A 21,267-nucleotide genomic window follows, 5' to 3' on the forward strand; every position below is an offset into this window, starting at 1 on the left:
CCGTACCAAGCAAGCGTTAGGTGCGACCAGGGAGCGCGATGGGGATCACACTGCGGGACGGGCCGGTCGCCGAGGTCGTGGTGGACGTGCCGCCGGTGAACGCGTTGACCGTCCAGGGCTGGGCCGACCTGGCGGCGGCGGTGCGCGCGGCCGGGCGTGACCCGGCGACCAGGGTGGTGGTGCTGCGGGCCGAGGGCCGCGGCTTCAACGCCGGCGTGGACATCAAGGAGATGCAAGCCGATCCCGGGCACACGGCGCTCGTCGGCGCGAACCGGCAGTGTTTCGAGGCGTTCGCGGCCGTCTACGAGTGCGAGGTGCCGGTGGTCGCCGCCGTGCACGGGCACTGCCTGGGCGGCGGCGTCGGCCTGGCCGGCAACGCGGACGTGGTGGTGGCCAGCGAGGACGCCTACTTCGGGCTGCCCGAGGTGGACCGCGGCGCGCTCGGGGCGGCCACGCACCTGGCCCGGCTGGTGCCCCAGCACCTCATGCGGGCCATGGTCTACACGTGCCGGAACGTCACGGCGGCCGAGCTGCACGCGTTCGGGTCGGTGCTGGAGGTGGTGCCGCGCGACAAGCTGCGCGCGGCGGCGATGGAGGTGGCCGGGCTGATCGCGGCCAAGGACCCGTACGTCATCCGCCGCGCCAAGGAGTCGCTGAACGGCATCGACCCGGTGGACGTGCGGCGCAGTTACCGCTTCGAGCAGGGCTTCACCTTCGAGCTGAACCTCATGGGCATGGGCGACGAGCACAGGGAGCGGTTCCGATGAGCAAGGTGATGTCCGTCGAGGAGGTCGCGGCCTCGGTGGAGAGCGGGATGACGGTCGGGATCGGCGGCTGGGGCTCGCGGCGCAAGCCCATGGCCCTGGTGGGCGGCCTGCTGCGGACGTCCGTCCGGGATCTGACGGTCGTCTCCTACGGCGGCCCGGACGTCGGCATGTTGTGCGCGGCGGGCAAGGTGCGCCGGGTGGTGGCGCCGTTCGTCACGCTCGACTCCATCCCCCTCGAACCGCACTTCCGGGCGGCCAGGCAGGCCGGCACGGTCGAGTTCACCGAGTACGACGAGGGCATGTTCATGTTCGGGCTGCTGGCGGCGGCGCACCGGCTGCCGTTCCTGCCGACGCGGGCGGGCCTTGGGTCCGGCGTGCTGCGGGTCAACCCGGAGCTGCGGACGGTGCGCTCGCCGTACGGGGACGGGGAGGAGCTGGTCGCGGTGCCCGCCCTGACCATGGACGTGGCGCTGGTGCACCTGAACCGGGCCGACGCCCGCGGGAACGCCCAGTACCTGGGCCCCGACCCGTACTTCGACGACCTGTACGCCAAGGCGGCCGGGCGCTGCTACGTGTCCTGCGAGCGGCTGGTGGACACCGCCGACCTGCTGAAGGAGGGGCCGGTGCAGTCGTTGCTGATCAGCCGGTCGATGGTGACCGGCGTGGTCGAGGCGCCGGGCGGGGCCGGGTTCACCTCGTGCGAGCCGGACTACGGGCGCGACGAGGAGCGGCAGCGGCGGTACGTGGAGGGCGGCGTCGATGACCAGGACTGAGGCGAGCAGGACTGAGGTGAGCAGGACTGAGGTGAGCAGGACTGAGGTGAGCAGGGCTGACGTGTGCGTGCTGGCCTGCGCGGAGGCGTTCAGGGGCGACGGGGAGATCCTGGCGGCCGGGATCGGCGGGGCCATCACGGTGCTGGCCGCGCGGCTCGCCCGGCTGACGTTCGAGCCCGATCTGCTCACCTCCGACGGCGTCTGCCTGCTCACCGGCGACGTGCCCGCGCTGGGGGCGGCGCCCGGGGTGGTGGAGGGCTGGCTGCCGTTCCGGGAGCACCTGTGGCTGGTGCTGAACGGCCGCCGGCACGTGATGCTCGGCGCGAGCCAGATCGACCGGCACGGGAACAGCAACATCTCCTGCATCGGCGACTGGGCCCGTCCCAAGGCGCAGCTCCTCGGGGTGCGCGGGGCGCCGGGGAACACGCGGTGCGACCCGACGAGCTACTGGATCCCGCGGCACTCGCGGCGGGTGTTCGTGCCCGAGGTGGACATGGTGAGCGGGCTGGGCACCGACCGGGGGGCGTACGAGCTGCGGCGGGTGGTGACGGACCTGGCGGTGCTCGACTTCGGCACGCCCGACGGCTCGATGCGCCTGGTGTCCACGCATCCGGGGGTGAGCGTGGCCGACGTGCTGGCCGCCACCGGCTTCGACCTGGTCGTCCCCCCGGAGGTGCCCACGACGCGGGAGCCGGACGCGGCCGAGCTGGCCGTCCTGGACCGGCTGGATCCCGGCCGGGCGCGCGACCGCGAGGTGGCCCGGTGAGGACGGCGCTGACCGAGCTCACCGGCTGCCGCCATCCCGTCGTCCAGACCGGCATGGGGTACGTCGCGGGCGCCCGGCTGGCCGCGGCCGTCTCGGCGGCGGGCGGGCTGGGCGTGATCGGCGCCGCCACCATGTCGGTGCCCGAGATGACGGCGGCGGTCAGGCGGGTCAAGGAGCGGACCGACGCCCCCTTCGGGGTGAACATCCGCTCCGACGCCGACGACGCGGCCGAGCGGGTGGCGGTGATGATCAGGGAGGGCGTGCGGGTGGCGTCGTTCGCCCAGGCGCCCCGGCGCGAGCTGATCGCCCGGCTCAAGGACGCGGGGGTCGTCACGATCCCGTCGGTGGGGGCGCGCCGGCACGCCGAGAAGGTGGCCGCGTGGGGGGTGGACGCGGTGATCGTGCAGGGCGGCGAGGGCGGCGGGCACACCGGCCCGCTGGCCACCACGCTGCTGCTGCCGCAGGTCGTGGACGCGGTGGACATCCCGGTGATCGCGGCGGGCGGCTTCTTCGACGGCCGGGGCCTGGTCGCCGCGCTGGCCTACGGCGCGTGCGGGATCGCCATGGGCACCCGGTTCCTGCTCACCCGCGAGTCCCCGGTGCCCGGCGCGGTCAAGGACGTCTACCTGGCCGCCCGCGAGACCGTCGTGACGACCAGGGTGGACGGCGTGCCGCACCGCGTGCTCAGCACCCCGTTCGTGGCCTCGCTGGAACGGTCGCGGCTGCTGCGCGCGGTGCTGAACGGGGCCCGGTTCCGGCGGCTGTCCGGCCTGTCGTGGGGCTCGCTGGTCCGCGAGGGACGCCGGATGCGCCGCGGCCGGGAGCTGACCTGGGCGCAGGTGCTCCAGGCGGCCAACACGCCGGTGCTGCTGCGCGCGGCGATGGTGGACGGCCGGGCCGATCTCGGGGTGATGGCCTCGGGTCAGGTGGTGGGCGTGATCGAGGACCTGCCGTCGTGCGCCGAGCTGATCGGGCGGGTGATGGCCGAGGCCGAGGAGGCACGCAAACGCCTGGCCTAATCCCACGCGGAGCCTGACCCGCACGACGCCTGACCCGCACGACGCCTGACCCGCACGACGCCTGACCCCACGCAGAGCCTGGCTCACAGGACGGTGATGCCGCGGGCCAGCAGGATGGCGTTCGCCTGGGTCTGGTTGATGATCGCGCCGGCGAAGGCGCGCAGCTTGGCGTCGTCGGGCTGCCCGAGGTCGGCGCCGCGCAGGTCGGCCTTGGCGAACGTGGTGTTGAGCAGCCGCGTGCCGATGAGCCGGCAGTCGCTGAAGGTGGCCTCGGTGAAGTCGCAGCCCGACAGGTCGGCGTCGTCGAAGCGCACGCCCTCGATGAACTCGCCGCGCAGCGAGCAGCCGCCGAGGTTGGCCAGCGTCAGGTTGCACCGCGCGACCTTGAAGCCGGTGCCGCGCGAGGCCGTGAGCGCGGCGCCGATCATGCGGCAGCCCTGGAAGGAGGCGTCGGTGAGCAGGGCGCCGCCGAACTGGGCCGAGGACAGGTCGACGTCGGTGAACGTGGCGTCGATCAGGTCGGCGTCGTTGAACCTCGGGCGCATGCCGCCGCCGCCCGCGAAGACCGCGCCGTCGAGGTCGGCCTTGCGCAGGTCGGCGCCGTCGAGCACGCAGGACTCGAAGCGGGCGCCGGCCAGCGCGGCTCCGGACAGGTCGGCCTCGGTGAGGTCGCAGCCGCGGAAGACGTGCGGGCCGTCGTCGGGGAGGGCGGGGCGGCTGTGGGAGAGGTCTTCGCCGTCGAGGATCACGGTGTCACAGCGTACCGGTGAGCACCTCCGCCGCCGCCTGGCCGCAGACCCGCGCCGACCCGTACGTGGCGATGTGCACGGCGCCGAGGTCGGAGCGGGCGGGCAGGCCCATCTCCACGACGACGGCGTCCGGCCGGGCGCTGAGCAGGTGCCGCAGCGCCTCGCCCTGCCAGGCGTAGCGGTGGGCGTCGCGGACCACGATCACCAGGGGGCGCTGCGCCGCCTCGCCGATCAGCCGCTCCAGCCTGGCCCCGGTGGTGTCCCCGGCCGCCAGCCGGGTGACGGCGGTGCCGGGCAGCAGCCGTCCGAGCGGCTCGCCGACGCCCCACGGGGTGCCCTTGTCGATGGCCAGGTTCATCTCGGGCGTCAGCTCGACCACGTGCGCCGCCCCGGTGAGCGGCAGCACGGGGGCCGTGGACCTGCGGGTGACGCGGACGGCCCGGCGGGCCGCGGAGAGCCCGAGGTAGCCGTCCTCCGGTACGGGGCTGCCCGAGGAGGTGGTCCAGGCGGCCAGCTCGCGGACCCTGCGTGCGGCGTCGGCCAGTCGCTCCTCGGGCAGCAGTCCTTCGGTCACGGCGGCGGCGATGGCGTCGCGGACCTCGACGGCGGTGGCCTCGTCGGCCCGCTCGCCGCCCACGCAGATCGCGTCGGCCCCCGCGGCTATGGCGCGGGCGGAGGCGCCCCCGATCCCGTACGCCCCCGACACCGCGGCCATCTCTATGCCGTCCGTGATGATCATTCCCTGGAAGCCCAGCTCCTCGCGCAGCAGGCCCGTGAGGACCTTGGGGCTGAGCGTGGCGGGCAGTTCGGCGTCGTAGGAGGGCACGAGCAGGTGGCCGGTCATGATCGACCTGACCCCCTCCTTGATCGCCTCCCGGAACGGGAAGAGCGCCTCCTCGATGCCGGCGTCGGCCACCACGGGCACGCCGTGGTGGGAGTCGACGGTGGTGTCCCCGTGGCCGGGGAAGTGCTTGGCACAGGCGGCCACCCCGGCCGACTGCATGCCGCGGACGAACGCCCTGGTGTGCCGGGCGACGAGCGCGGGGTCGGCCCCGAAGGACCGCAGGCCGATGACCGGGTTGTCGGGGTTGGAGTTGACGTCGGCGGACGGGGCGAAGTCGATCGTGATGCCCGCGGCCGCCAGTTCGCCGCCCATGTCCCTGGCCAGCGCCTCGGTGAGGCCGACGTCGTCCACGACGCCGAGCGCGTACCCGCCGGGACGGCTGCTGCCGGTGCTCACCTCCAGCCGGGTGACCTCGCCGGACTCCTCGTCGGTGCCGACGAGCACCGCGGGGTTCTCCGCGCGCAGCGCGGCGGTGAGCCGGGCGACCTGCGCGGGGTCGGCGATGTTGCGGGAGAACAGCACCACGCCGGCCAGTCCCTCGCCGAGTCGGCGGCGGATCCAGTCCGGAGGCGTCTGTCCCGCGAAACCAGGGAGGAGGACGGCGTCGGCGAGGCGAAGAAGGTCACCGCTGAGGGGCATGACCCGAAATCTAATAGGAAAGTTTCCTATTTGCTAGAGGCATTTTCTGATGTCAGCCCGGTTCCTTCCGTGTCTTATTCAACCATTGCCGCAAATGCTCACTTCAGTTGCGCGGCGCGGCCTTTCAGCCGAGGCGTTCGATGACGGTGACGTTCGCCTGTCCCCCGCCTTCGCACATCGTCTGCAGGCCGTACCGGCCGCCGGTGCGTTCGAGTTCGTGCAGCAGCTTCACGGTCAGGACCGCGCCGGTCGCGCCGAGCGGATGGCCGAGCGCGATGGCGCCGCCGTTGGGGTTCACCCGGGCCGGGTCGGCGCCGGTCTCCTTGATCCAGGCCAGCACGACGGAGGCGAACGCCTCGTTGATCTCGATCGCGTCGAAGTCGTCGATGGCCAGGCCGGTCCGGCCCAGGGCGTGGGCCGTGGCGGGGATGGGCGCGGAGAGCATCATGATCGGGTCCGCGCCGCGCGCCGAGAGGTGGTGCACGCGGGCGCGCGGGGTCAGCCCGTGGTCGCGGACGGCCCGGGGCGAGGCGACCAGCAGCGCCGCCGCGCCGTCGGAGATCTGGGACGCCAGCGCCGCCGTGAGCCGCCCCCCTTCGGTCAGCGGCCGGAGCGCGGCCATCTTCTCCGGCGTGGTGTCCCTGCGGGGGGCCTCGTCGTCGGCGACGTCCTCATAAGGGACGATCTCGCGCCGGAAGCGCCCCTCGTCCACGGCCCGCAGCGCGCGGCGGTGGGACTCGTAGGCGTAGAGCTCCATGTCCTCGCGCGACAGGTCCCAGGCCACCGCCATCTGCTCGGCTCCGGCGAACTGGGAGACCTCCGCCGCGCCGTAGCGGGCGGACCAGCCCTTGGACCCGGCGTACGGGGTCTCGTGCCCGAGCGGCCGGCCCGCCAGCATGGCCGAGGAGATCGGGATCATGCTCATGTTCTGCACGCCGCCCGCCACCACCAGGTCGCTGGTGCCCGACAGCACGGCCTGGGCGGCGAAGTGCAGGGCCTGCTGCGAGGAGCCGCACTGGCGGTCGACGGTGACGCCCGGGACCTCCTCGGGCAGCCCGGCGGCCAGCCAGCAGGTACGCGCGACGTCCCCGGCCTGCGGCCCGATCGTGTCCACGCAGCCGAAGATCACGTCCTCGACGGCGGCGGGGTCGGCGTCCGCGCGGTCCATCAGCTCGCGGAGCACGTGCGCGCCGAGGTCGGCGGGGTGGGCCGCGGCCAGCCCGCCGTTCCTGCGCCCGACGGGGGTACGGACGGCGGCGACGATGTAAGCCTCGTTCATCCCCGCATCCTAACAAGCGCTTGGTAAGCAAGATAATGCCCTACGAGCTGGGCCTGACGTGTGAACAAGCGATTGTCTGAGGGCTCATAATGGGAAACGTGACCACGCGAAAGAACTCCGGCACCACCACGTCACCGGCGAAGCGCCAGCGCGCCTCCTCCACTGGGGCGGCCTCAGAGCGGCGCGACCACCTCGTCAAACTCGCCGCGGAGCTCTTCGCGCGCAAGGGCTTCCAGGCCACGACCGTACGCGAGATCGCCGACGAGGCGGGCATCCTGTCCGGCAGCCTCTACCACCACTTCGACTCCAAGGAGACGATCGTCGACGAGGTGCTGTCCACCTTCCTCGACGACCTCATCGCCCGCTACCGCGCCGCCGTCGACACCAGCTCCGACGCCCGCACGGTCCTGTCGGAGATGGTCCGCATCGGCTTCGGCACGCTGGAGCCCCACCGCGCCGCGATCACCGTCATGCAGAACGACTGGAACTACCTGCGCCAGTTCGAGCGCTTCAACTACCTGGTCAAGGCCGAGGACGAGGTCGAGCAGATCTGGGTGACCCAGATCAAGGCGGGTCAGGCGGCCGGGCTGTTCAGGGCCGACGTCGACCCCAAGCTGACCTACCGGATGATCCGCGACACCATCTGGGTGGCCGTGCGCTGGTTCCGTCCCGGCGGCAGGCTCAACACCACCGCGCTGGCCGAGCACTACATCACGGTGCTGTTCGACGGGCTCGCCACCGGCGAGCGCACGACCCAGCGTCAGGGATGAGCCTCGGCAAGGCGGTGCGGCTGGCCCTTGAGGAGGTCGCCGAGCCGGACAAGGCCGAGCCGATGCGCGCGTACATGAAGTCGGAGATGCCCTTCCTCGGCGTGCAGGCCACGCCGAGGCGGGCGGCGCTGCGGCGGGTGTTCGCCCGCCACCGCATCGACTCCGCGCCCGAGTGGCGGCGCGCGGTGCTCTCGCTGTGGCGGGAGGCCGAATACCGCGAGGAGCGTTACGCCGCCGTCGAGCTGACCGGCCACCGCTACTACCGCGACTTCCAGACCCTCTACACCGTGCCGATGTACGAGGAGATGATCGTCACCGGCGCCTGGTGGGACCTGGTCGACGAGCTGGCCACCCATCGCGTCGGCGACCTGCTGGCGGCCTTTCCCGACACCATGCGCCCGCTCATGCTGGAATGGGCGGCCGACGCCGACCTGTGGAAGCGCCGCACGGCGATCCTGTGCCAGAACCGCTTCAAGTCCCGCACCGACACGGCCCTTTTATACGCCTGCATCGAGCCCAGCCTGTCCGACACCGACTTCTTCGCCCGCAAGGCCATCGGCTGGTCCTTACGCGAGTACGCCAAGACCAACCCCGACGAAGTCATCCGGTACGTCCGCGCCAAGGGCATCTCCGGCCTGAGCCGCCGTGAGGCCCTGAAGAACCTGCCTGTGAGTTAGCCGTCCTCATCTGGTCCAGAGCGCGTCCTGCACCGCCTGCACCAGCGCCATCAGCTCCGGCGTCACCCGCTCCCGCGCCCAGGCCAGCGCGTAGGTGATGCGCAGCTCCCCCGCCTCCAGCGGCACGAACCGCACGTCGTCCCGTCTGACGGACCTGACCAGGAGCTGCGGGATCGGCAGCACCCCCGCCCCGGCGGCCACCAGGTCGAGCGCGGCGGCGAAGTCGTCGTCGGCCACCATCCGCGCACGCCCCGGCAGCCCCGCCCACGGCCGGTTCCCCGGCGTCAGCAGCACCTGGCCGCCCAGGTCGTCCGGCGTGACCCTGCCGTGCCCGGCCAGCCGGTGCCCGAGCGGGACGGCCAGATGGTCCACGGACACGTGGAAGCGGGCCGCCGTGACGAACTGCGCGGGCGCCGGCGTGGCCAGGATCGCGGCCGAGACCTCCCCGCCGCCCAGCGCCCGGGCCGCGGCGCCCCGTCCGGCCACGACGAGTTCCACGCCGATCGCCGGGGCGCGGCCGGCCAGCCGTCTGGCGATGCGCGCGGCGAGCGTGCCCGCCAGCGGTGGATAAGCCAGGTGAATGGTCGGCCGGGCCAGTCTGGCGGCTTCCGCGGTGAACGCCTGGGCCGAGTCGAGCACCTGCCGGGCGTACGGCAGCAGCCCCTTTCCCTCGGCGGTCAACCGCACCTCGCGGGCGTTGCGCTCGAAGAGCCTGACCCCGGCGGCGCGTTCGAGCCGGGTGATGGCCTGGCTCACGGCGGGCTGCGACATGCCCAGGTCGGCGGCGGCAGCCGAGAAGCCGAGCCGCTCGGCGACCAGGAGGAAGCAGTGGATCTCCTTGAGCATAAGCAGCACTTATCAATGATGCACCACCTCGGTCCCGCCGGACACGATTCCCGCATCTGACCGACGTGATCGAGGAGCTGAGATGTCGCCATTCCCCACGTCCACGGTGCTCGGGTACCCGAGGATCGGGCCGCGACGGGAGCTGAAGCGGGCCCTGGAGTCCTACTGGGACGGGCGGTCCGGCCGCGCGGAGCTGGAGCGGACGGGCGCGGAGATCAGGGAGCGGACCTGGCGGCGGCTGGCCGAGCTGGGCCTGGACGGGCTGCCGTCCAACACCTTCTCCCTGTACGACCACGTGCTGGACACGGCGGTGCTGCTGGGCGCGGTGCCCGAGCGTTACCGCGCGGCCGAGGACCCCTACTTCGCGATGGCCAGGGGCACCGAGGGGCTGGCGCCGCTGCGGATGACGAAGTGGTTCGACACCAACTACCACTACATCGTGCCGGAGATCGGCCCGGAGACCGTCTTCAAGCTGGACGCCGCCAAGCCGCTCGCCGAGGTGCGCGAGGCCCGCGCGCTCGGCTACGAGACGCGGCCCGTCGTGGTCGGGCCGGTGACGTTCCTGCTGCTGGCCGGGGCGCCCGAGCGGCTGGAGGACGTGCTCGGCTGCTACGAGGAGCTGCTCGCGGCGCTGGCCGCCGAGGGCGTCGAGTGGGTGCAGCTCGACGAGCCGGCGCTGGTCGGCGACCGCACGCCCGAGGAGCTGGCGGCCGTGCGGCTGGCCTACGACCGGCTGGGGTCGGCGGCCGTCCGGCCGGGGCTGTTCGTGGCCTCCTACTTCGGCGACCTCGGGCCCGCGCTGCCGGTGCTGGCCGGCACGCCTGTCGAGGCGATCGGCGTGGACCTGGTGCGCGGCGGCGCCGTGCCCGACCTGCCGGGCAAGACCGTGGTCGCGGGCGTGGTGTCGGGCCGCGACGTGTGGCGCACCTCGCCGGCACGCGCCCTGGCCGCCCTCGGCGGCGTGCGCGCGGACCGGGTGACGGTGAGCACGTCCTGCTCGCTGCTGCACGTGCCCTACGACGTGGACGCCGAGCCCGACCTCGATCCGGCGCTGCGGGAACGGCTGGCCTTCGCCGAGCAGAAGGTGGCCGAGGTGGTGGCGCTGGCCCTCACCGTCGCCGAGGGGCCGGACTTCCGGGGGCCGGTCCCGGCCGCGCCCTCGGTGCCGCTGACCGCGCCGGCCGCGCCGCAGGAGCGGGCGCCGTACCCGGTGCGGGCCGCCGCCCAGGCCGCCCACCTGGGCCTGCCCGTGCTGCCGATCACCACCATCGGCTCGTTCCCGCAGACCGGCGAGCTGCGCGCGGCGCGGGCGGCCGTGGCAGCCGGGACGCTGCCGGAGGAGGACTACGAGCGGCGCGTCGAGGCCGAGATCGAGCACGTCGTCAGGCTGCAGGAACGCCTCGGCCTGGACGTGCTCGTGCACGGCGAGCCCGAGCGCAACGACATGGTGCAGTACTTCGCCAAGCACCTGGACGGGTTCGCGGTCACCAGCAACGGCTGGGTCCAGTCGTACGGGTCGCGCTGCACCCGGCCGCCGATCCTGCACGGCGACGTCGGCCGTCCCGGGCCCATCACCGTGCGCTGGGCCTCTTATGCGCAGTCGCTCACCGCCAAGCCGGTCAAGGGCATGCTCACCGGGCCGGTGACGATCGTGGCCTGGTCGTTCGTCCGCGACGACCTGCCGCTGCGGGACGTGGTCTTCCAGGTGGCCGACGCGGTGCGCGAGGAGGTGCGCGACCTGGAGGCGGCCGGGGTGTCGATCATCCAGGTGGACGAGCCCGCCCTGCGCGAGCTGCTGCCGCTGCGGCGGGCCGCGCAGGCCGACTACCTGGAGTGGGCGGTGGCGGCGTACCGGCGGGCCACCTCGGGCGCGGCCGACCGCACCCAGATCCACACCCACCTGTGCTATTCGGACGCCGACCAGATCCTGGCCGCCATCGACGGCCTGGACGCCGACGTCACCACGATCGAGTCGGCCCGCTCGGGGGCGCGCATCCTGGGCGCGGTGCGCGCGTTCGGCCGCGGCCTCGGCCCCGGCGTGTACGACATCCACTCCCCGCGCGTGCCCGGCGCGGACGAGGTCGAGGACCTGCTGCGCAGGACGCTGGCGGCGCTGCCGGCCGAGCGGGTCTGGGTCAACCCCGACTGCGGGCTGAAGACGCGCACGTACGAGCAGGTGGAAGCCTCGCTGGCGCACGTCGTCGAGGCCACCGGGCGGCTGCGGGCCGAGCTTCAGCCGTAGCGCTCGGTGAACTCCTCGACCGTCATCCCGAACAGGATCCCGTCGTCGTAACGCCCGGCGGCGAAGCGGCTCCTGCGCCGGCGGCCCTCCTCGACGAAGCCGAGCCGCCGGTGCAGGGCCTGCGACGGTTCGTTGGAGCTGTAGACCCACGCCTCGGCCTTCTGGAAGCGGCGCTCGGCGAACATGTAGCGCAGCAGCAGGACGATCGCCTCGCTGGCGTAGCCCTTGCGATGGTGGGGCGTGCCGATGGAGATGCCGTAGCAGAACGTGCCGTGCATGCGCTCGACCTCGTGCGTGTTGAGCATGCCGACCGGGCGGCCGTCGGCCGCGTCGGCGATCACCAGGCGCAGCTCGTCCATGTCGGACTCCTGCTCGGCCAGCTCCCTGGCCCACTTCTGGGCCTGGGCGGCCGAGCGGGGCGGCGGCAGCCGCCAGCCGTTCCTGGCCGCGTCGGTGTCCTCCTCGAAGGCGAAGAGCGCCGCCCAGTCCTCCGGTTCGATGGCCCTCAGGCGCACGCGCTCGCCGACCCACGCAGACGTCATGATGGGGAGCAAACCAGAGCACGCCCCCCGCGCGCGAACCCTTTTCCGGCCCTCACCCGCGCCCGTACGTGTCCTCACCCGCGCCCGTACGTGTCCTCGGCCCGCCAGAAGTACCAGAGCCCGAGGGTCAGTCCGGCGACCGCCCAGAACGCGCAGCTCAGCCAGACGAGCGGGCGAGGGCTGGAGGCGTGGATCAGGATGTCGCGCATGAACTCGATGGTGGAGGCGGCGGGGTTGAGATACATGACGTCGGCCACCCACTGCGGCAGCCCGACCCCGCCGACCGGCTCGCCGGTGACCGGGTCCGGATATCCCACGATCTTGTACTGGATCGAGAAGAAGACCCCGGAGGCGTACAGCCAGGTCCGCAGGACGAACGGCAGGAGCTGGTTCACGTCGCGCAGCGAGGCCCCCAGCCGCGCCAGGACCAGGCTCAGCCCGATGTTGAACATCGTCTGCAGGAGCAGGGCGACCGGGACCAGCAGCCAGAACCAGGTGGGGAACTCCCCCATGACGACCACGAGGACGAGCAGCACACCCATGGAGACGGCCGCCTGCCGCAGCTCCTGAAGGGTGTAGGCCAGGGGCAGCGCGGCGCGGGGGAAGTGCAGGGCGCGGATGAGCGAGAGGTTCCCCGAGACGGACTTGGCCCCCGCCGAGGCCGACCGCTGGCTGTAGGTGAAGACGAACATCCCCGTGACGAGGAAGGCCGCATAGTTCTCGATGTGCTCGTGTCCGCCCAGGACGAGGCCGAACATGACCCAGTAGATGCCGGCGTTCAGCAGCGGCGTCACCACTTGCCACAGTTGACCGAGCGCGGAGGCGGAGTACTTCGAGGCGGTGCGCGAGGTCGCGTACACCAGGATGAAGTGCCGGCGTTCCCATAATCGGCGCAGGTAGACGTGCATGTCCGGGCGGGCCATGGACCGCCGCAGCCCGTGCCGGGTCGCGAGGGCGGCGAGTGATTCCTGTTCGGGCGCGGATGGCATGGGAGTCTCCTCACGGCCTGCTGCGTCGCGGAATGCCCAGGAGTCTAGGTTCCGGGGCGGCGAGACGGGCGTCCTGGCGCGCCTTCGAGGGGCGTCGGGTCAGGTGGCTCGTCCGTCGAGGAAGTCGACGACGCGGGCGTTGAGGTCGGCGGGCTCGTGCCACGGCATCGCGTGATGGGACAGGCGCGGCAGCACCGCGGTCCGCGCGCCCGGCAGCAGGCGGGCGGCGGCCGACGCGACGCGGTGCGGGGAGTGCGCCTTGCCGCGGCCGGCGACGAGCACGAGGGCGGGCGTGGTGAGCGCGCGCAGCGATCCGGGCTCGGGCCGTTTCCCGGTGACGACCTTCGTGTCCGGGAACTCCGCGGCCAGGCCGTAGAGCCGCAGCCAGGCGGGGTCGGCGGGCGCGCCGCCGGTCTCCCACTCCAGGAAGGCCCGCGCGCGCGAGGCCGTCGGCCGCAGCAGGGTGGGCAGCGCGCGGGCCAGGTATCCGGCCCGGAACCCGCCGAAGCACTGCGTCGGGTCGAGCAGGACGAGCCGCTCGACCCGCCGGGATGCGTGGAGTGCGTACGTCAGGGCGATCCACCCGCCGTAGGAGTGTCCGCACACCGCGGCGCTGTCGATCCCGAGCCCGTCGAGCACGCCGTCCAGCCAGCCGAGCAGGTCGCCGGCGCCGCGCGGGGGGCGTTCGCCGCGGATGCTCCGTCCCGGCTCGCCGATGCGGTCGACGGCGTACACGCGATGACGGCGGGCGAACGCGGCGACGTTGGCGAACCACATCGCCGCCGTGGTGCCGCCGCCGTGCAGCAGGACCAGCGGCGGGCCGTCGGCGGGGCCGCACGCGTTCACCCGGGTCGTGCCGTACGCCGAGACCAGGTCGATGGGCTCGACCGGTACCGGCCAGCGTTCGAGGACCGCGTCGTAGGCGGAGAGGAAGTCCGACATGCCGCACCTAACTGAATAGCTTGCTCAGCAATAATCTCGCTGAGCGAGATAATGCCATACTGGTGGCATGACGACGCCGCCGCCGGAGCATGCCGGGAACGTGCACGACCAGGACGCCGGGATGCGGCTGGTCCATCTGCTGCGCGCCGTCACCGTGGAACTCGACCGCATGGGCGAGCGGTTCGCCGCCGCGCACGCCCTGCACCCGACCGACGTACGCGCGCTCATCTGCCTCCTCGACGCCGCCCGCACCGGCACCCCCGCCACCCCCGGAACGCTGGGCACACACCTCGGCCTCAACTCCGCGGGCACCACGGCGGTGGTGGACCGTCTGGAACGGCTCGGTCACGTCCGCCGGGAACGCGACACCCGGGACCGGCGGCGGGTGCTGCTCAAGGTCGACGAGAGCGCCGTCACGCTCGGCTGGAGCTTCTTCGGCCCGCTCATCCAGGAGATCGTCGCCCTCATGGGCCGGTACGACACCACGGAACAGGCCACCATCGAACGCTTCCTCAGCGACGTCCACAAGGCCGTCACCCGGGGTTAGGCCGGCGTCACGATCAGACGGTTCTTCGGCGCCTTCATCGACGAGGTGCCGCTTGCCCGGTCGGCCTTGCCTCCGGCGAGCCGGAGCTCGACGGGACGGCCTTCCCCGCCAGGACAAGGGTGTCCCAGGCTCAGGACGCTCATGTCTCGTAGACTGGACGGCATGGACCGGCTGCCCGAAGAGAAGGTCGCGCCTCTGCTCCGTCTGGTCCGGGATCAGCTCGACGAGCAGCAGGCGGTGCGGGACTTGCCGTTCATCGGAATGCTAGAGGCGGAGCCGGATTTCGCGGAACGCGCCGAGGAGATCCTGCGGGCGGAGGACAATCACCCCTTGTGATCGTCCTTGACACAGGCCCGTTGGTCGCGGCGCTCAACAGCAAAGACAGGCACCATGAGGCGTGTCAGCTGGTGGAGAGGCGGCAGGGCAGTGCAGCGGAGGCTTCGTTTCTGCGAACCTTCGGGGCAGGTCTGAACTTGGTCGATCTCACTGAGCAGGACCTTCGGCGTATGAGCACGTTGGTCGCCGCCTATGCGAGCCTGCCTCTGGGCGCGGTCGACGCCTCCGTCATAGCGATCGCCGAACGGCTCAACACTCCAGAGGTGGCCACGCTCGATCGCCGACACTTCACGGTGGTGCGCCCGCAACACACCCATTCACTGCTCCTCCTGCCGGAAAGACTCTGAGAACGACTGCTTCGGGGGCGGCGGGACAGGCATGGCGTGCCCGGTCGGCCTCCGTCTGATCAGTTGCTCGTCGTGGGTGAGCGCGACTCGTGGAGCCTGCTCTCGGCCTGGAGGTTCCCGGCCAGTTCCGCCAGGGTCGCCCCGCAGCGGACGTTGGACAGCCCGCTGTCACGGGACACGAGGGGGACGCGGAACGCGACCCAGCCGCCGGTCACGTCGATGATCCGCCACCCGGGAAACCTGCCGAGAACTTCCTGGACCGTCAGGCTCACGCCCGTGCTCCGGCGGTGAGCGCGGCGCTCTGATGCGACCTGTGCGGCTCCGCATAGCGGAGAGCGACTCGCCGTGCCGCTCTTCCCGGCCCCGGAAGTGGGTGCCTCGACTCCTGCTGTGGGTTCATCCACCTGCCTCCAGTGACTTCGGTCCCGGTACGCCAAGTGAAGCCAGGAGGACGGGACCTTCCAACCTCGCCGCACCCCGTTGCCGGGACGTGTAGCGGCACGGGAAACGTCCCGGGACGGCCTTGAAACGTCCCGGACGTTCGCGTCCACTGGATGCGTGAACGAGCGCCTACGCACAGCGATGCTCCGCCATGGTGTGGCCCTGGAGGACCTGGCCGAGACCTGCGGCGTCGAGCCCAAGACAGTCGAACGCTGGATCAACACCGGCCGTGTTCCGCACCGGAGGCACAGGTGGGCGGCGGCGAAGCTGCTGACCGCCGACGAGACGTACCTGTGGCCCGACGTGCTGGAAAGCAGCGGGGCTCGCCGCGGCAGGGCGAACCGGTCCGAACTCGTGGAGGTCTTTCCCGACCGTGCCAGCGTGCCTCGTGAGCTGTGGCTTCGACTCCTCACCGACGCTCAGGAGCGGGTGGACGTTCTCGTCTTCTCAGGAACCTTCTACGCTCAGACACAACCCAGGATCGCCCGATTGCTCACCGAGATCGCACAGCGCGGTGTCGCGATCAGGTTGTGCTTCGGCGCCCCCGACGCGCAGTCGGTGGAGACGCGAGATCGCGAGGAAGGGCTGGGCGGAACGCTGCCCGCCAAGATCCGCTCATCCTTGACCTACTACCGGACGCTGCCGGACCTGGATGGCTGCGAGATTCGTCTGCACGCGACCACTCTGTACGCCTCGCTGTTCCGCTACGACGACGACATCCTGGTCAACCCGCACGCGTACGGCGAACCAGCCTCCGCCAACCCGACCTTCCACTTCCATCGCCTCGACGGGGGGACGATGGCCGAGCACTACATGTCATCCTTCGAGCGAGTCTGGGCCGGAGCCGTTCCGTGGTCCGGCGCGGAAGTCTGAGGAGGCATTCCCCATGGGACGAGTCGAGTACTGGAACGACCCGGACGCCCCCAAGGCCAACAGCCTGGTGCCGGCCTGCGGGACGGTGACCGTGGACGACGCCGGCCGCATCCTCATGCAGCGCCGGCGCGACACCGGTCAGTGGGCGTTGCCGATGGGCAAGATGGAGATCGGCGAGACCCCTTCACAGTGCGCCATACGGGAGACGGAGGAGGAGACCGGCGTCCGCGTCGAGCCCACCGGTCTCCTCGGCGTCTACTCCGACCCCGGCCACATCGTGGCCTACACCGACGGCGAGGTCCGCCAGGAGTACGAGGTGATGCTGATCGCCCGCCCGGTCGGCGGCCGTCCGGAGGCCAACGACGAGGCGAGCGACGTGCGCTGGGTCGAGCCCGGCGAGCTGCACGCGCTCGACATCCATCCGACCCAGTGGCGACAGCTCAACGACTATCTGCGGCAGACGTATCCGCACGTCGATTGATCAGGATTCCGTTGTCGCAGATGGACGATGTCCCCTGCGAACGGAACGAGGTTCGCGCCTGTCGACGGCTGCACCATGCCGAATGTGCGGGCCTCCCGAGATGGCCCCAGGCGGAACCGGTAGCCGGTCGCGGGGGCCGGCCATGGGCGCCGGTAGGCGCGGGGGTTGCGCCGCCAGGCGCCCCAAGAAAGACCGCCTGAGTCTTCAAGCGCGAAGCGCCCCCAGCGAAGCCCACCGAGCCCAGAGGCGAAGCCCCCGGCCAACCCGGTAACCAGTCACGGGGGCAAACCACGGGCGCCGGTAGGCGCGGGCGTTGCGCCGCCAGGCGCCCCAAGAAAGAGCGCCTGAGTCCCCAGGCGCGAAGCGCCCCCAGCGAAGCCCACTGAGCCCAGAGGCGACGTCCCCTATTTGAGGGCTCCCGAGGTCAGGCCGGACTGGATCTGGCGCTGGAACACCGTGTAGACCACCAGCATCGGCAGGATCGCCAGCGTCAGCGCGGCGAACAGCGCCGACCAGTCCTGGTCGTACCCCGCGGACGTGGAGATGTCAGCGATCCCCTGCGTAAGCACCCATTTGTCCCGGTCCTGGAGCAACACCAGCGGCAGCTGGTACTGGTTCCACTGCCCGAGCACGTTGAAGATCGTGATGCTGATGATGCCGGGCCTGGCCATCGGCAACATGATCTGGAAGAACACGCGGGTGTGCGAGGCGCCGTCCACCATCGCCGCCTCCCCCACCGCCGTGGGCAGCGTACGGAAGAACGCGGTCAGGAAGAACACCGTGAACGGCATCGAGTAGGCGATGTAGACCAGCACCAGCCCCGCATGCGTGTTCAACCCGATGTACGGCCCCACCAGCGGCACCGCCCCCATGTTCTGCACGACGAAGAACAGCGGCGTCAGCTTCAGGTACACCGGGAAGGCCAGCCCGGACACGAACAGGAAGTAGATCGGCCGGTTGGCGCGGAAGGGGTACCGGGCCAGCACGTACGCGGCCATCGAGCCGAGCAGCATCGTCCCGGCCACGCTGAAGGTGACGACGATGACGCTGTTGAGCATGTACTGCCCGATGTGCGCCTGTTCCCAGGCGCGGGCGAAGTTGTCCCAGTTGAGCTTGGCCGGCAGCCCCCACGCCTCGCCGAAGATCTCGTCCTCGCTCTTCACCGAGGCCAGGAAGGTCCACAGGATCGGCACCACGACGAGCACCGTCCACACCAGGAGCGCGACGTGGGAGAGCACGGCCATCGGCCCGAGCCGCCGCCGGCGCTCCTGACGGGCCAGTTTGCGGGAGTTCGCCACCGTCCACGTGGTCGTCGTTGTCATCTAGTACTCGATTCGTTCGCGGCGTGACAGGCGCAGCGAGAGGATGGCGAAGCCGACGGTGAAGAAGAACATCATGACGCCGAGGGCCGAGGCGTAGCCGAAGCGGAAGTACTGGAAGGCGTTGCGGTAGATCTCGGCGGCCATGACGGTGGTCGACCAGTCGGGGCCGCCGTGCTGGTCGGTCATCACCCACACGATCGCGAACGCGTCGAGCGCCAGGATCCCGAGGTAGACCCAGGCCACCTGGATCGTGTCCCACAGCAGCGGCAGCGTGATGCGGAAGAACAGGCTGAACCGGCCCGCGCCGTCGATCTGCGCCGCCTCGAACATGTCGCGCGGGATGGAGGCCAGCCCGGCCGAGAACAGCACGACGTAGAAGCCGACCGCCTGCCAGACCAGCACGCCGAGCACCGACCAGAAGGCCACGCCGGGGTCGGACAGGAAGCCGACCGGCTTGGCGCCGAGTGCGATCAGCGGCCCGTTCAGCATGCCGCTGCCGTCGGGCCGGAACACCTGCTGGAACAGCACGCCCACCACGGCCACGGCCAGGACCTGCGGGAAGAAGAACACCACCCGGTAGAACTTCGAGCCCGCGATGCCCGAGGAGCCCTTGCGCCCGCCCACGTTGAGCAGGAAGGCGAAGAACAGCGCGATGACGATCGTGAGCAGCGGCAGCAGCACGAGCAGCATGGCGTTGTGGCTGACGGCCTTCCAGAAGACGCCGTCCTTGAACAGCCGGACGAAGTTGTCCAGCCCGATGAAGTCCGGCGTGGCCGTCACGCCGCGCCAGTCGGTCATCGCGATGCGGAACGCCTGGATCAGCGGCGAGATGACGTAGGCGAGATAGAGGATCACCGGGGCTGCCAGGAACGCGGTGATGAACAGCCCGCGGCGATACCTGTTGAACAACATCAGCGCTTGTACTTCTTGATCGAGGAGTCGTTCTTGATCTCGTCGGCCTTCTTCTGCATGCGCTCCAGGTACTTCTCCGGCGTCAGGCCGCCGGACATCAGCTCGCCGGTGGCGGCGATGCCCTCGTCCTTGAGCTGGCCGTACCAGGTGTACCAGCGGTAGTAGACGGTGTTGGCGCCTGCGTCGGCGACGGCCTTGGAGGCGCTGGTGACGCCGGGCGAGATCGTCCGGCCCTCGGTCGCGCCCTTGACCGCGGTCACCGTCTTGACCATCTCGCTGAAGTCGCCGGCCGCCTTCTTCGACAACATGCCGCGCAGGTACTCGATGCCGCCCTGCGGGTTGGCGCTCCTGGCCGCGACCATGAAGTTCTCGCCGGGCTGGGTGTGCAGGGTGCCGTACGGCATCTTGTCGGAGCCGGTGACGTCGGGGATCGGGAACATGCCGTACTCGAAGTCGGGCGGGGTGGTGCTCTTCTGCTCGTTCTCCAGCCACGACCCGGACGGCAGCATGGCCACCTTGTACTTGTTCTGGGCCGTCTGGGTCTGCACGTGGTCGAGGCCGGTCGTGCCCTCCATGAGGTACTTGGCGCCCACCTCGGCCCAGGCCGTGGCGGCGGTCTTCATGGCCTCGGTGGTCCAGGCGCCGTCCTCCAGGTTGTCGATGTTGACCAGCACCTCGTTGCCGCCGATCTTGGCGGCCATGGTCAGCAGCGGCTCGTACAGGTACTGGGGGAACTTGCCGGCGTACGTGAAGGGCGCCATCTTGCCGGACTTCTTGATCGTCTCGCAGAGCTTGACGAACTCGTCCCAGGTCTTGGGGATCTCCCAGCCGTTGTCCCTGAACACCTTCTGTGAGTACCAGATGCCGTGGATGTAGTTCACGTAACCCAGCACGCTGAACTTGCCGTCGTAGGTGCCGATGTCGATGACCGACTGGTCGATGGTGTCCCTGACCTTGACGGCGGGGTCGTCCCAGCTCGGCGCGTCGAGCAGGGGGGTGAGGTCCTGGAGCTGGCCGTCCTGGGACAGGGCGCCGAAGTCCATGAAGTTCGCGCCGGAGTTGTCGATCACCTCCGGCGGGTTGCCGCCGGCGAACCGCGGCTGGAGGACCTTGGTGATCTCCTTGGTGGCGTTGTGCTTGATCTCGCTCTTCGGATATTTCGTCTTGAACAGGGGCTCGTGGATGTTCTTGGCGTAGTCCTGGCCGAAGCCGCCGTCGAAGATCCACACCTCCAGCGGCTTGCCGTCCGCGACGCCGAACGGGTTGGCCGCGCTGGTCGCCACCGGCGCGGACGAGGCGGTGGCCGTGGGCTTGGCGGCCGGGGTGGCACAGGCGGCCAGCGCCCCCGCGACGGGGACGAGAGCCGCGCCGCGCAGGAGTTCACGACGGCTGATATGGGGGGTGTCAGGCATTGATGGCTCCTAGCTGTTCATGATCCTCGTCGTATTCGCCCTGCGTACCGGCTCTCCAGGGCCTTGTTGTGCTCGTCGCCGCCGGTCACGTTGACCGACAGGTAGACGGGGGGCCGCTCGCCCAGGGCGACGAGCTCCTCCACCGCCTCGGTGACCACCATCTGCGCGAGCAGCGCCGAGGTGATCGTGGAGACCGCGCCGTACGTGCCGCCGTCCGGCAGGTCGAGGACGGCGTCCCCGTACGGGGAGCCGTTGTCGAGCACGACGTCGGCCAGGTCCATGAGCTTGCCGCCCGAGGGATGGCGCGAGGTCATGCGCGTGCTGTGCGCGACCGAGGTGATCGCGACGAGCGGGTGGCCGCGCTCCTTGACCAGGGTGGCCAGCTCCACGACCGTGCCGTTCACGCCGGAGCTGGAGACCAGGACGAACACGTCCTGCGGCGCGACGGGGGCCAGGTCGTAGATCTCGTGGGCGACGGCCGGGTCGCGTTCCAGCTCCGGAGTGAGCACGCTCGGCGGCCGGCCGCCGTACAGGACGAGGTCGCGCGGGGAGAGGCGGTTGCTGGGCACCAGGCCGCCGGCCCGTCCGGCGATCTCCATGGCGATGGCCTCGGAGTGCCCCGACCCGAACGCGTTGACCACCCCGCCGGCGCGCAGCGCGGCGACGATCAGGGCGGCGGCCCGGCGCACCGGCTCCGCCTGGCTCTCGGCGACCTGTCCGGCGAGGGCGAGGGCCTTGGACGCGTACCGCAT

24 protein-coding genes are annotated in these 21,267 nt (G+C 71.2%); 12 read left to right on the forward strand and 12 right to left on the reverse strand.

The annotated features are described in order from the left end of the window. The first annotated feature begins 38 nt into the window (after positions 1-38). The 4 genes from ACWEJ6_RS18580 to ACWEJ6_RS18595 are packed head-to-tail and all read left to right on the forward strand — an operon-like array spanning position 39 to position 3,325. A complete protein-coding gene (locus tag ACWEJ6_RS18580) occupies positions 39-767 on the forward strand; it encodes an enoyl-CoA hydratase family protein (RefSeq protein ID WP_387681977.1) in 729 nt (242 codons plus the stop codon). Beyond that, positions 764-1,540: a CoA transferase subunit A gene (locus tag ACWEJ6_RS18585; RefSeq protein ID WP_452424884.1), complete on the forward strand. Its 777-nt coding sequence runs from the start codon at positions 764-766 to the stop codon at positions 1,538-1,540. Before ACWEJ6_RS18580 ends, ACWEJ6_RS18585 begins: the two co-directional genes overlap by 4 nt. A gap of 46 nt (positions 1,541-1,586) precedes the next feature. Continuing rightward, positions 1,587-2,306 carry a CoA-transferase subunit beta gene (locus ACWEJ6_RS18590; protein ID WP_452424886.1) on the forward strand — a complete coding sequence of 240 codons (720 nt, stop codon included), beginning with the start codon at positions 1,587-1,589 and terminating at the stop codon, positions 2,304-2,306. Continuing rightward, the gene (locus tag ACWEJ6_RS18595) at positions 2,303-3,325 is read left to right on the forward strand and encodes an NAD(P)H-dependent flavin oxidoreductase (RefSeq protein ID WP_452424888.1); all 1,023 of its coding nucleotides are present in this window, start codon (positions 2,303-2,305) and stop codon (positions 3,323-3,325) included. Before ACWEJ6_RS18590 ends, ACWEJ6_RS18595 begins: the two co-directional genes overlap by 4 nt. A gap of 83 nt (positions 3,326-3,408) precedes the next feature. Here ACWEJ6_RS18595 and ACWEJ6_RS18600 read toward each other — a convergent pair whose 3' ends face one another. The 3 genes from ACWEJ6_RS18600 to ACWEJ6_RS18610 form a co-directional block, all read right to left on the reverse strand. Next, on the reverse strand, positions 3,409-4,074 hold the full coding sequence (locus ACWEJ6_RS18600; protein WP_452424890.1) for a pentapeptide repeat-containing protein: 666 nt from the start codon (positions 4,072-4,074) through the stop codon (positions 3,409-3,411). Between the two features lie 4 nt (positions 4,075-4,078). Continuing rightward, the gene (locus ACWEJ6_RS18605) at positions 4,079-5,557 is read right to left on the reverse strand and encodes a glycoside hydrolase family 3 protein (protein ID WP_364340350.1); all 1,479 of its coding nucleotides are present in this window, start codon (positions 5,555-5,557) and stop codon (positions 4,079-4,081) included. A 124-nt stretch (positions 5,558-5,681) separates the two neighbouring features. Beyond that, entirely contained in the window at positions 5,682-6,836 is a 1,155-nt protein-coding gene (locus tag ACWEJ6_RS18610; RefSeq protein WP_452424892.1) for an acetyl-CoA C-acetyltransferase, read from the reverse strand. Positions 6,837-6,934: 98 nt separating this feature from the next. On the opposite strand from ACWEJ6_RS18610, the gene ACWEJ6_RS18615 reads away from it, so the two are divergent. Both ACWEJ6_RS18615 and ACWEJ6_RS18620 read left to right on the forward strand, forming a co-directional pair. Beyond that, positions 6,935-7,606: a TetR/AcrR family transcriptional regulator gene (locus ACWEJ6_RS18615; RefSeq protein WP_352363105.1), complete on the forward strand. Its 672-nt coding sequence runs from the start codon at positions 6,935-6,937 to the stop codon at positions 7,604-7,606. Beyond that, entirely contained in the window at positions 7,603-8,283 is a 681-nt protein-coding gene (locus ACWEJ6_RS18620) for a DNA alkylation repair protein (RefSeq protein ID WP_387681957.1), read from the forward strand. Before ACWEJ6_RS18615 ends, ACWEJ6_RS18620 begins: the two co-directional genes overlap by 4 nt. Positions 8,284-8,289: 6 nt before the next feature. Here ACWEJ6_RS18620 and ACWEJ6_RS18625 read toward each other — a convergent pair whose 3' ends face one another. Next, positions 8,290-9,129, reverse strand: coding sequence for a LysR family transcriptional regulator (locus ACWEJ6_RS18625; protein ID WP_452425031.1), 840 nt, complete (start codon positions 9,127-9,129; stop codon positions 8,290-8,292). 82 nt (positions 9,130-9,211) lie between these two features. Between ACWEJ6_RS18625 and metE the strand changes: the two genes are divergently transcribed. After that, positions 9,212-11,371 carry a 5-methyltetrahydropteroyltriglutamate--homocysteine S-methyltransferase gene (gene metE, locus ACWEJ6_RS18630; RefSeq protein ID WP_452424895.1) on the forward strand — a complete coding sequence of 720 codons (2,160 nt, stop codon included), beginning with the start codon at positions 9,212-9,214 and terminating at the stop codon, positions 11,369-11,371. Here the strand turns inward: metE and ACWEJ6_RS18635 are convergent. The 3 genes from ACWEJ6_RS18635 to ACWEJ6_RS18645 all read right to left on the reverse strand — a co-directional run bounded on the left by ACWEJ6_RS18635 (position 11,362) and on the right by ACWEJ6_RS18645 (position 13,844). Then, the gene (locus ACWEJ6_RS18635; protein WP_452424897.1) at positions 11,362-11,913 is read right to left on the reverse strand and encodes a GNAT family N-acetyltransferase; all 552 of its coding nucleotides are present in this window, start codon (positions 11,911-11,913) and stop codon (positions 11,362-11,364) included. The two genes, metE and ACWEJ6_RS18635, sit on opposite strands and share 10 nt — an antisense overlap. Before the next feature lie 74 nt (positions 11,914-11,987). Further along, a complete protein-coding gene (locus ACWEJ6_RS18640) occupies positions 11,988-12,902 on the reverse strand; it encodes an ABC transporter permease (protein ID WP_452424899.1) in 915 nt (304 codons plus the stop codon). Between the two features lie 99 nt (positions 12,903-13,001). Next, positions 13,002-13,844 (reverse strand): alpha/beta fold hydrolase, encoded by an 843-nt coding sequence (locus ACWEJ6_RS18645; protein WP_452424901.1) that lies wholly within the window; start codon positions 13,842-13,844, stop codon positions 13,002-13,004. Between the two features lie 67 nt (positions 13,845-13,911). Between ACWEJ6_RS18645 and ACWEJ6_RS18650 the strand changes: the two genes are divergently transcribed. The 3 genes from ACWEJ6_RS18650 to ACWEJ6_RS18660 all read left to right on the forward strand — a co-directional run bounded on the left by ACWEJ6_RS18650 (position 13,912) and on the right by ACWEJ6_RS18660 (position 15,074). Beyond that, a complete protein-coding gene (locus tag ACWEJ6_RS18650) occupies positions 13,912-14,391 on the forward strand; it encodes a MarR family winged helix-turn-helix transcriptional regulator (RefSeq protein WP_452424903.1) in 480 nt (159 codons plus the stop codon). Positions 14,392-14,553: 162 nt separating this feature from the next. Continuing rightward, a complete protein-coding gene (locus ACWEJ6_RS18655; protein ID WP_452424905.1) occupies positions 14,554-14,727 on the forward strand; it encodes a hypothetical protein in 174 nt (57 codons plus the stop codon). Next, complete coding sequence (locus ACWEJ6_RS18660) at positions 14,724-15,074, forward strand: type II toxin-antitoxin system VapC family toxin (RefSeq protein WP_452424907.1); 351 nt, start codon at positions 14,724-14,726, stop codon at positions 15,072-15,074. Before ACWEJ6_RS18655 ends, ACWEJ6_RS18660 begins: the two co-directional genes overlap by 4 nt. A 59-nt stretch (positions 15,075-15,133) precedes the next feature. On the opposite strand, the gene ACWEJ6_RS18665 is transcribed toward ACWEJ6_RS18660, so the two are convergent. After that, positions 15,134-15,346 (reverse strand): hypothetical protein, encoded by a 213-nt coding sequence (locus ACWEJ6_RS18665; protein ID WP_452424909.1) that lies wholly within the window; start codon positions 15,344-15,346, stop codon positions 15,134-15,136. 286 nt (positions 15,347-15,632) lie between these two features. Here ACWEJ6_RS18665 and ACWEJ6_RS18670 point away from each other — a divergent pair, with 286 nt between their 5' ends. Both ACWEJ6_RS18670 and ACWEJ6_RS18675 read left to right on the forward strand, forming a co-directional pair. Beyond that, positions 15,633-16,388 carry an XRE family transcriptional regulator gene (locus ACWEJ6_RS18670; RefSeq protein WP_452424911.1) on the forward strand — a complete coding sequence of 252 codons (756 nt, stop codon included), beginning with the start codon at positions 15,633-15,635 and terminating at the stop codon, positions 16,386-16,388. Positions 16,389-16,401: 13 nt separating this feature from the next. Then, positions 16,402-16,869 carry an NUDIX hydrolase gene (locus tag ACWEJ6_RS18675; RefSeq protein ID WP_452424913.1) on the forward strand — a complete coding sequence of 156 codons (468 nt, stop codon included), beginning with the start codon at positions 16,402-16,404 and terminating at the stop codon, positions 16,867-16,869. Between the two features lie 404 nt (positions 16,870-17,273). On the opposite strand, the gene ACWEJ6_RS18680 is transcribed toward ACWEJ6_RS18675, so the two are convergent. From ACWEJ6_RS18680 to ACWEJ6_RS18695, 4 genes are read right to left on the reverse strand one after another with little or no spacing between them, the layout of a single operon-like run. Then, positions 17,274-18,191, reverse strand: coding sequence for a carbohydrate ABC transporter permease (locus ACWEJ6_RS18680; RefSeq protein ID WP_352363084.1), 918 nt, complete (start codon positions 18,189-18,191; stop codon positions 17,274-17,276). After that, the gene (locus ACWEJ6_RS18685; protein WP_352319946.1) at positions 18,192-19,103 is read right to left on the reverse strand and encodes a carbohydrate ABC transporter permease; all 912 of its coding nucleotides are present in this window, start codon (positions 19,101-19,103) and stop codon (positions 18,192-18,194) included. Beyond that, entirely contained in the window at positions 19,103-20,515 is a 1,413-nt protein-coding gene (ngcE, locus tag ACWEJ6_RS18690) for an N-acetylglucosamine/diacetylchitobiose ABC transporter substrate-binding protein (protein ID WP_452424916.1), read from the reverse strand. The genes ACWEJ6_RS18685 and ngcE overlap by 1 nt, the downstream gene beginning before the upstream one ends. 17 nt (positions 20,516-20,532) lie before the next feature. Next, positions 20,533-21,267 carry an SIS domain-containing protein gene (locus tag ACWEJ6_RS18695; protein WP_352363078.1) on the reverse strand — a complete coding sequence of 245 codons (735 nt, stop codon included), beginning with the start codon at positions 21,265-21,267 and terminating at the stop codon, positions 20,533-20,535.

It is taken from the genome of Nonomuraea sp. NPDC004702 (assembly GCF_053601695.1).

What these genes read in the sequence shown, in the direction of transcription:
- ACWEJ6_RS18620 (WP_387681957.1), top strand. Translation starts at nt 7,603, where the DNA reads ATGAGCCTCGGCAAGGCGGTGCGGCTGGCCCTTGAGGAGGTCGCCGAG.
- ACWEJ6_RS18685 (WP_352319946.1), bottom strand. Translation starts at nt 19,103, where the DNA reads ATGTTGTTCAACAGGTATCGCCGCGGGCTGTTCATCACCGCGTTCCTG.
- ACWEJ6_RS18675 (WP_452424913.1), top strand. Translation starts at nt 16,402, where the DNA reads ATGGGACGAGTCGAGTACTGGAACGACCCGGACGCCCCCAAGGCCAAC.
- ACWEJ6_RS18585 (WP_452424884.1), top strand. Translation starts at nt 764, where the DNA reads ATGAGCAAGGTGATGTCCGTCGAGGAGGTCGCGGCCTCGGTGGAGAGC.
- ACWEJ6_RS18580 (WP_387681977.1), top strand. Translation starts at nt 39, where the DNA reads ATGGGGATCACACTGCGGGACGGGCCGGTCGCCGAGGTCGTGGTGGAC.
- ACWEJ6_RS18625 (WP_452425031.1), bottom strand. Translation starts at nt 9,129, where the DNA reads ATGCTCAAGGAGATCCACTGCTTCCTCCTGGTCGCCGAGCGGCTCGGC.
- ACWEJ6_RS18640 (WP_452424899.1), bottom strand. Translation starts at nt 12,902, where the DNA reads ATGCCATCCGCGCCCGAACAGGAATCACTCGCCGCCCTCGCGACCCGG.
- ngcE (WP_452424916.1), bottom strand. Translation starts at nt 20,515, where the DNA reads ATGCCTGACACCCCCCATATCAGCCGTCGTGAACTCCTGCGCGGCGCG.
- ACWEJ6_RS18635 (WP_452424897.1), bottom strand. Translation starts at nt 11,913, where the DNA reads ATGACGTCTGCGTGGGTCGGCGAGCGCGTGCGCCTGAGGGCCATCGAA.
- ACWEJ6_RS18655 (WP_452424905.1), top strand. Translation starts at nt 14,554, where the DNA reads ATGGACCGGCTGCCCGAAGAGAAGGTCGCGCCTCTGCTCCGTCTGGTC.
- ACWEJ6_RS18680 (WP_352363084.1), bottom strand. Translation starts at nt 18,191, where the DNA reads ATGACAACGACGACCACGTGGACGGTGGCGAACTCCCGCAAACTGGCC.
- metE (WP_452424895.1), top strand. Translation starts at nt 9,212, where the DNA reads ATGTCGCCATTCCCCACGTCCACGGTGCTCGGGTACCCGAGGATCGGG.
- ACWEJ6_RS18605 (WP_364340350.1), bottom strand. Translation starts at nt 5,557, where the DNA reads ATGCCCCTCAGCGGTGACCTTCTTCGCCTCGCCGACGCCGTCCTCCTC.
- ACWEJ6_RS18645 (WP_452424901.1), bottom strand. Translation starts at nt 13,844, where the DNA reads ATGTCGGACTTCCTCTCCGCCTACGACGCGGTCCTCGAACGCTGGCCG.
- ACWEJ6_RS18695 (WP_352363078.1), bottom strand. Translation starts at nt 21,267, where the DNA reads ATGCGGTACGCGTCCAAGGCCCTCGCCCTCGCCGGACAGGTCGCCGAG.
- ACWEJ6_RS18650 (WP_452424903.1), top strand. Translation starts at nt 13,912, where the DNA reads ATGACGACGCCGCCGCCGGAGCATGCCGGGAACGTGCACGACCAGGAC.
- ACWEJ6_RS18610 (WP_452424892.1), bottom strand. Translation starts at nt 6,836, where the DNA reads ATGAACGAGGCTTACATCGTCGCCGCCGTCCGTACCCCCGTCGGGCGC.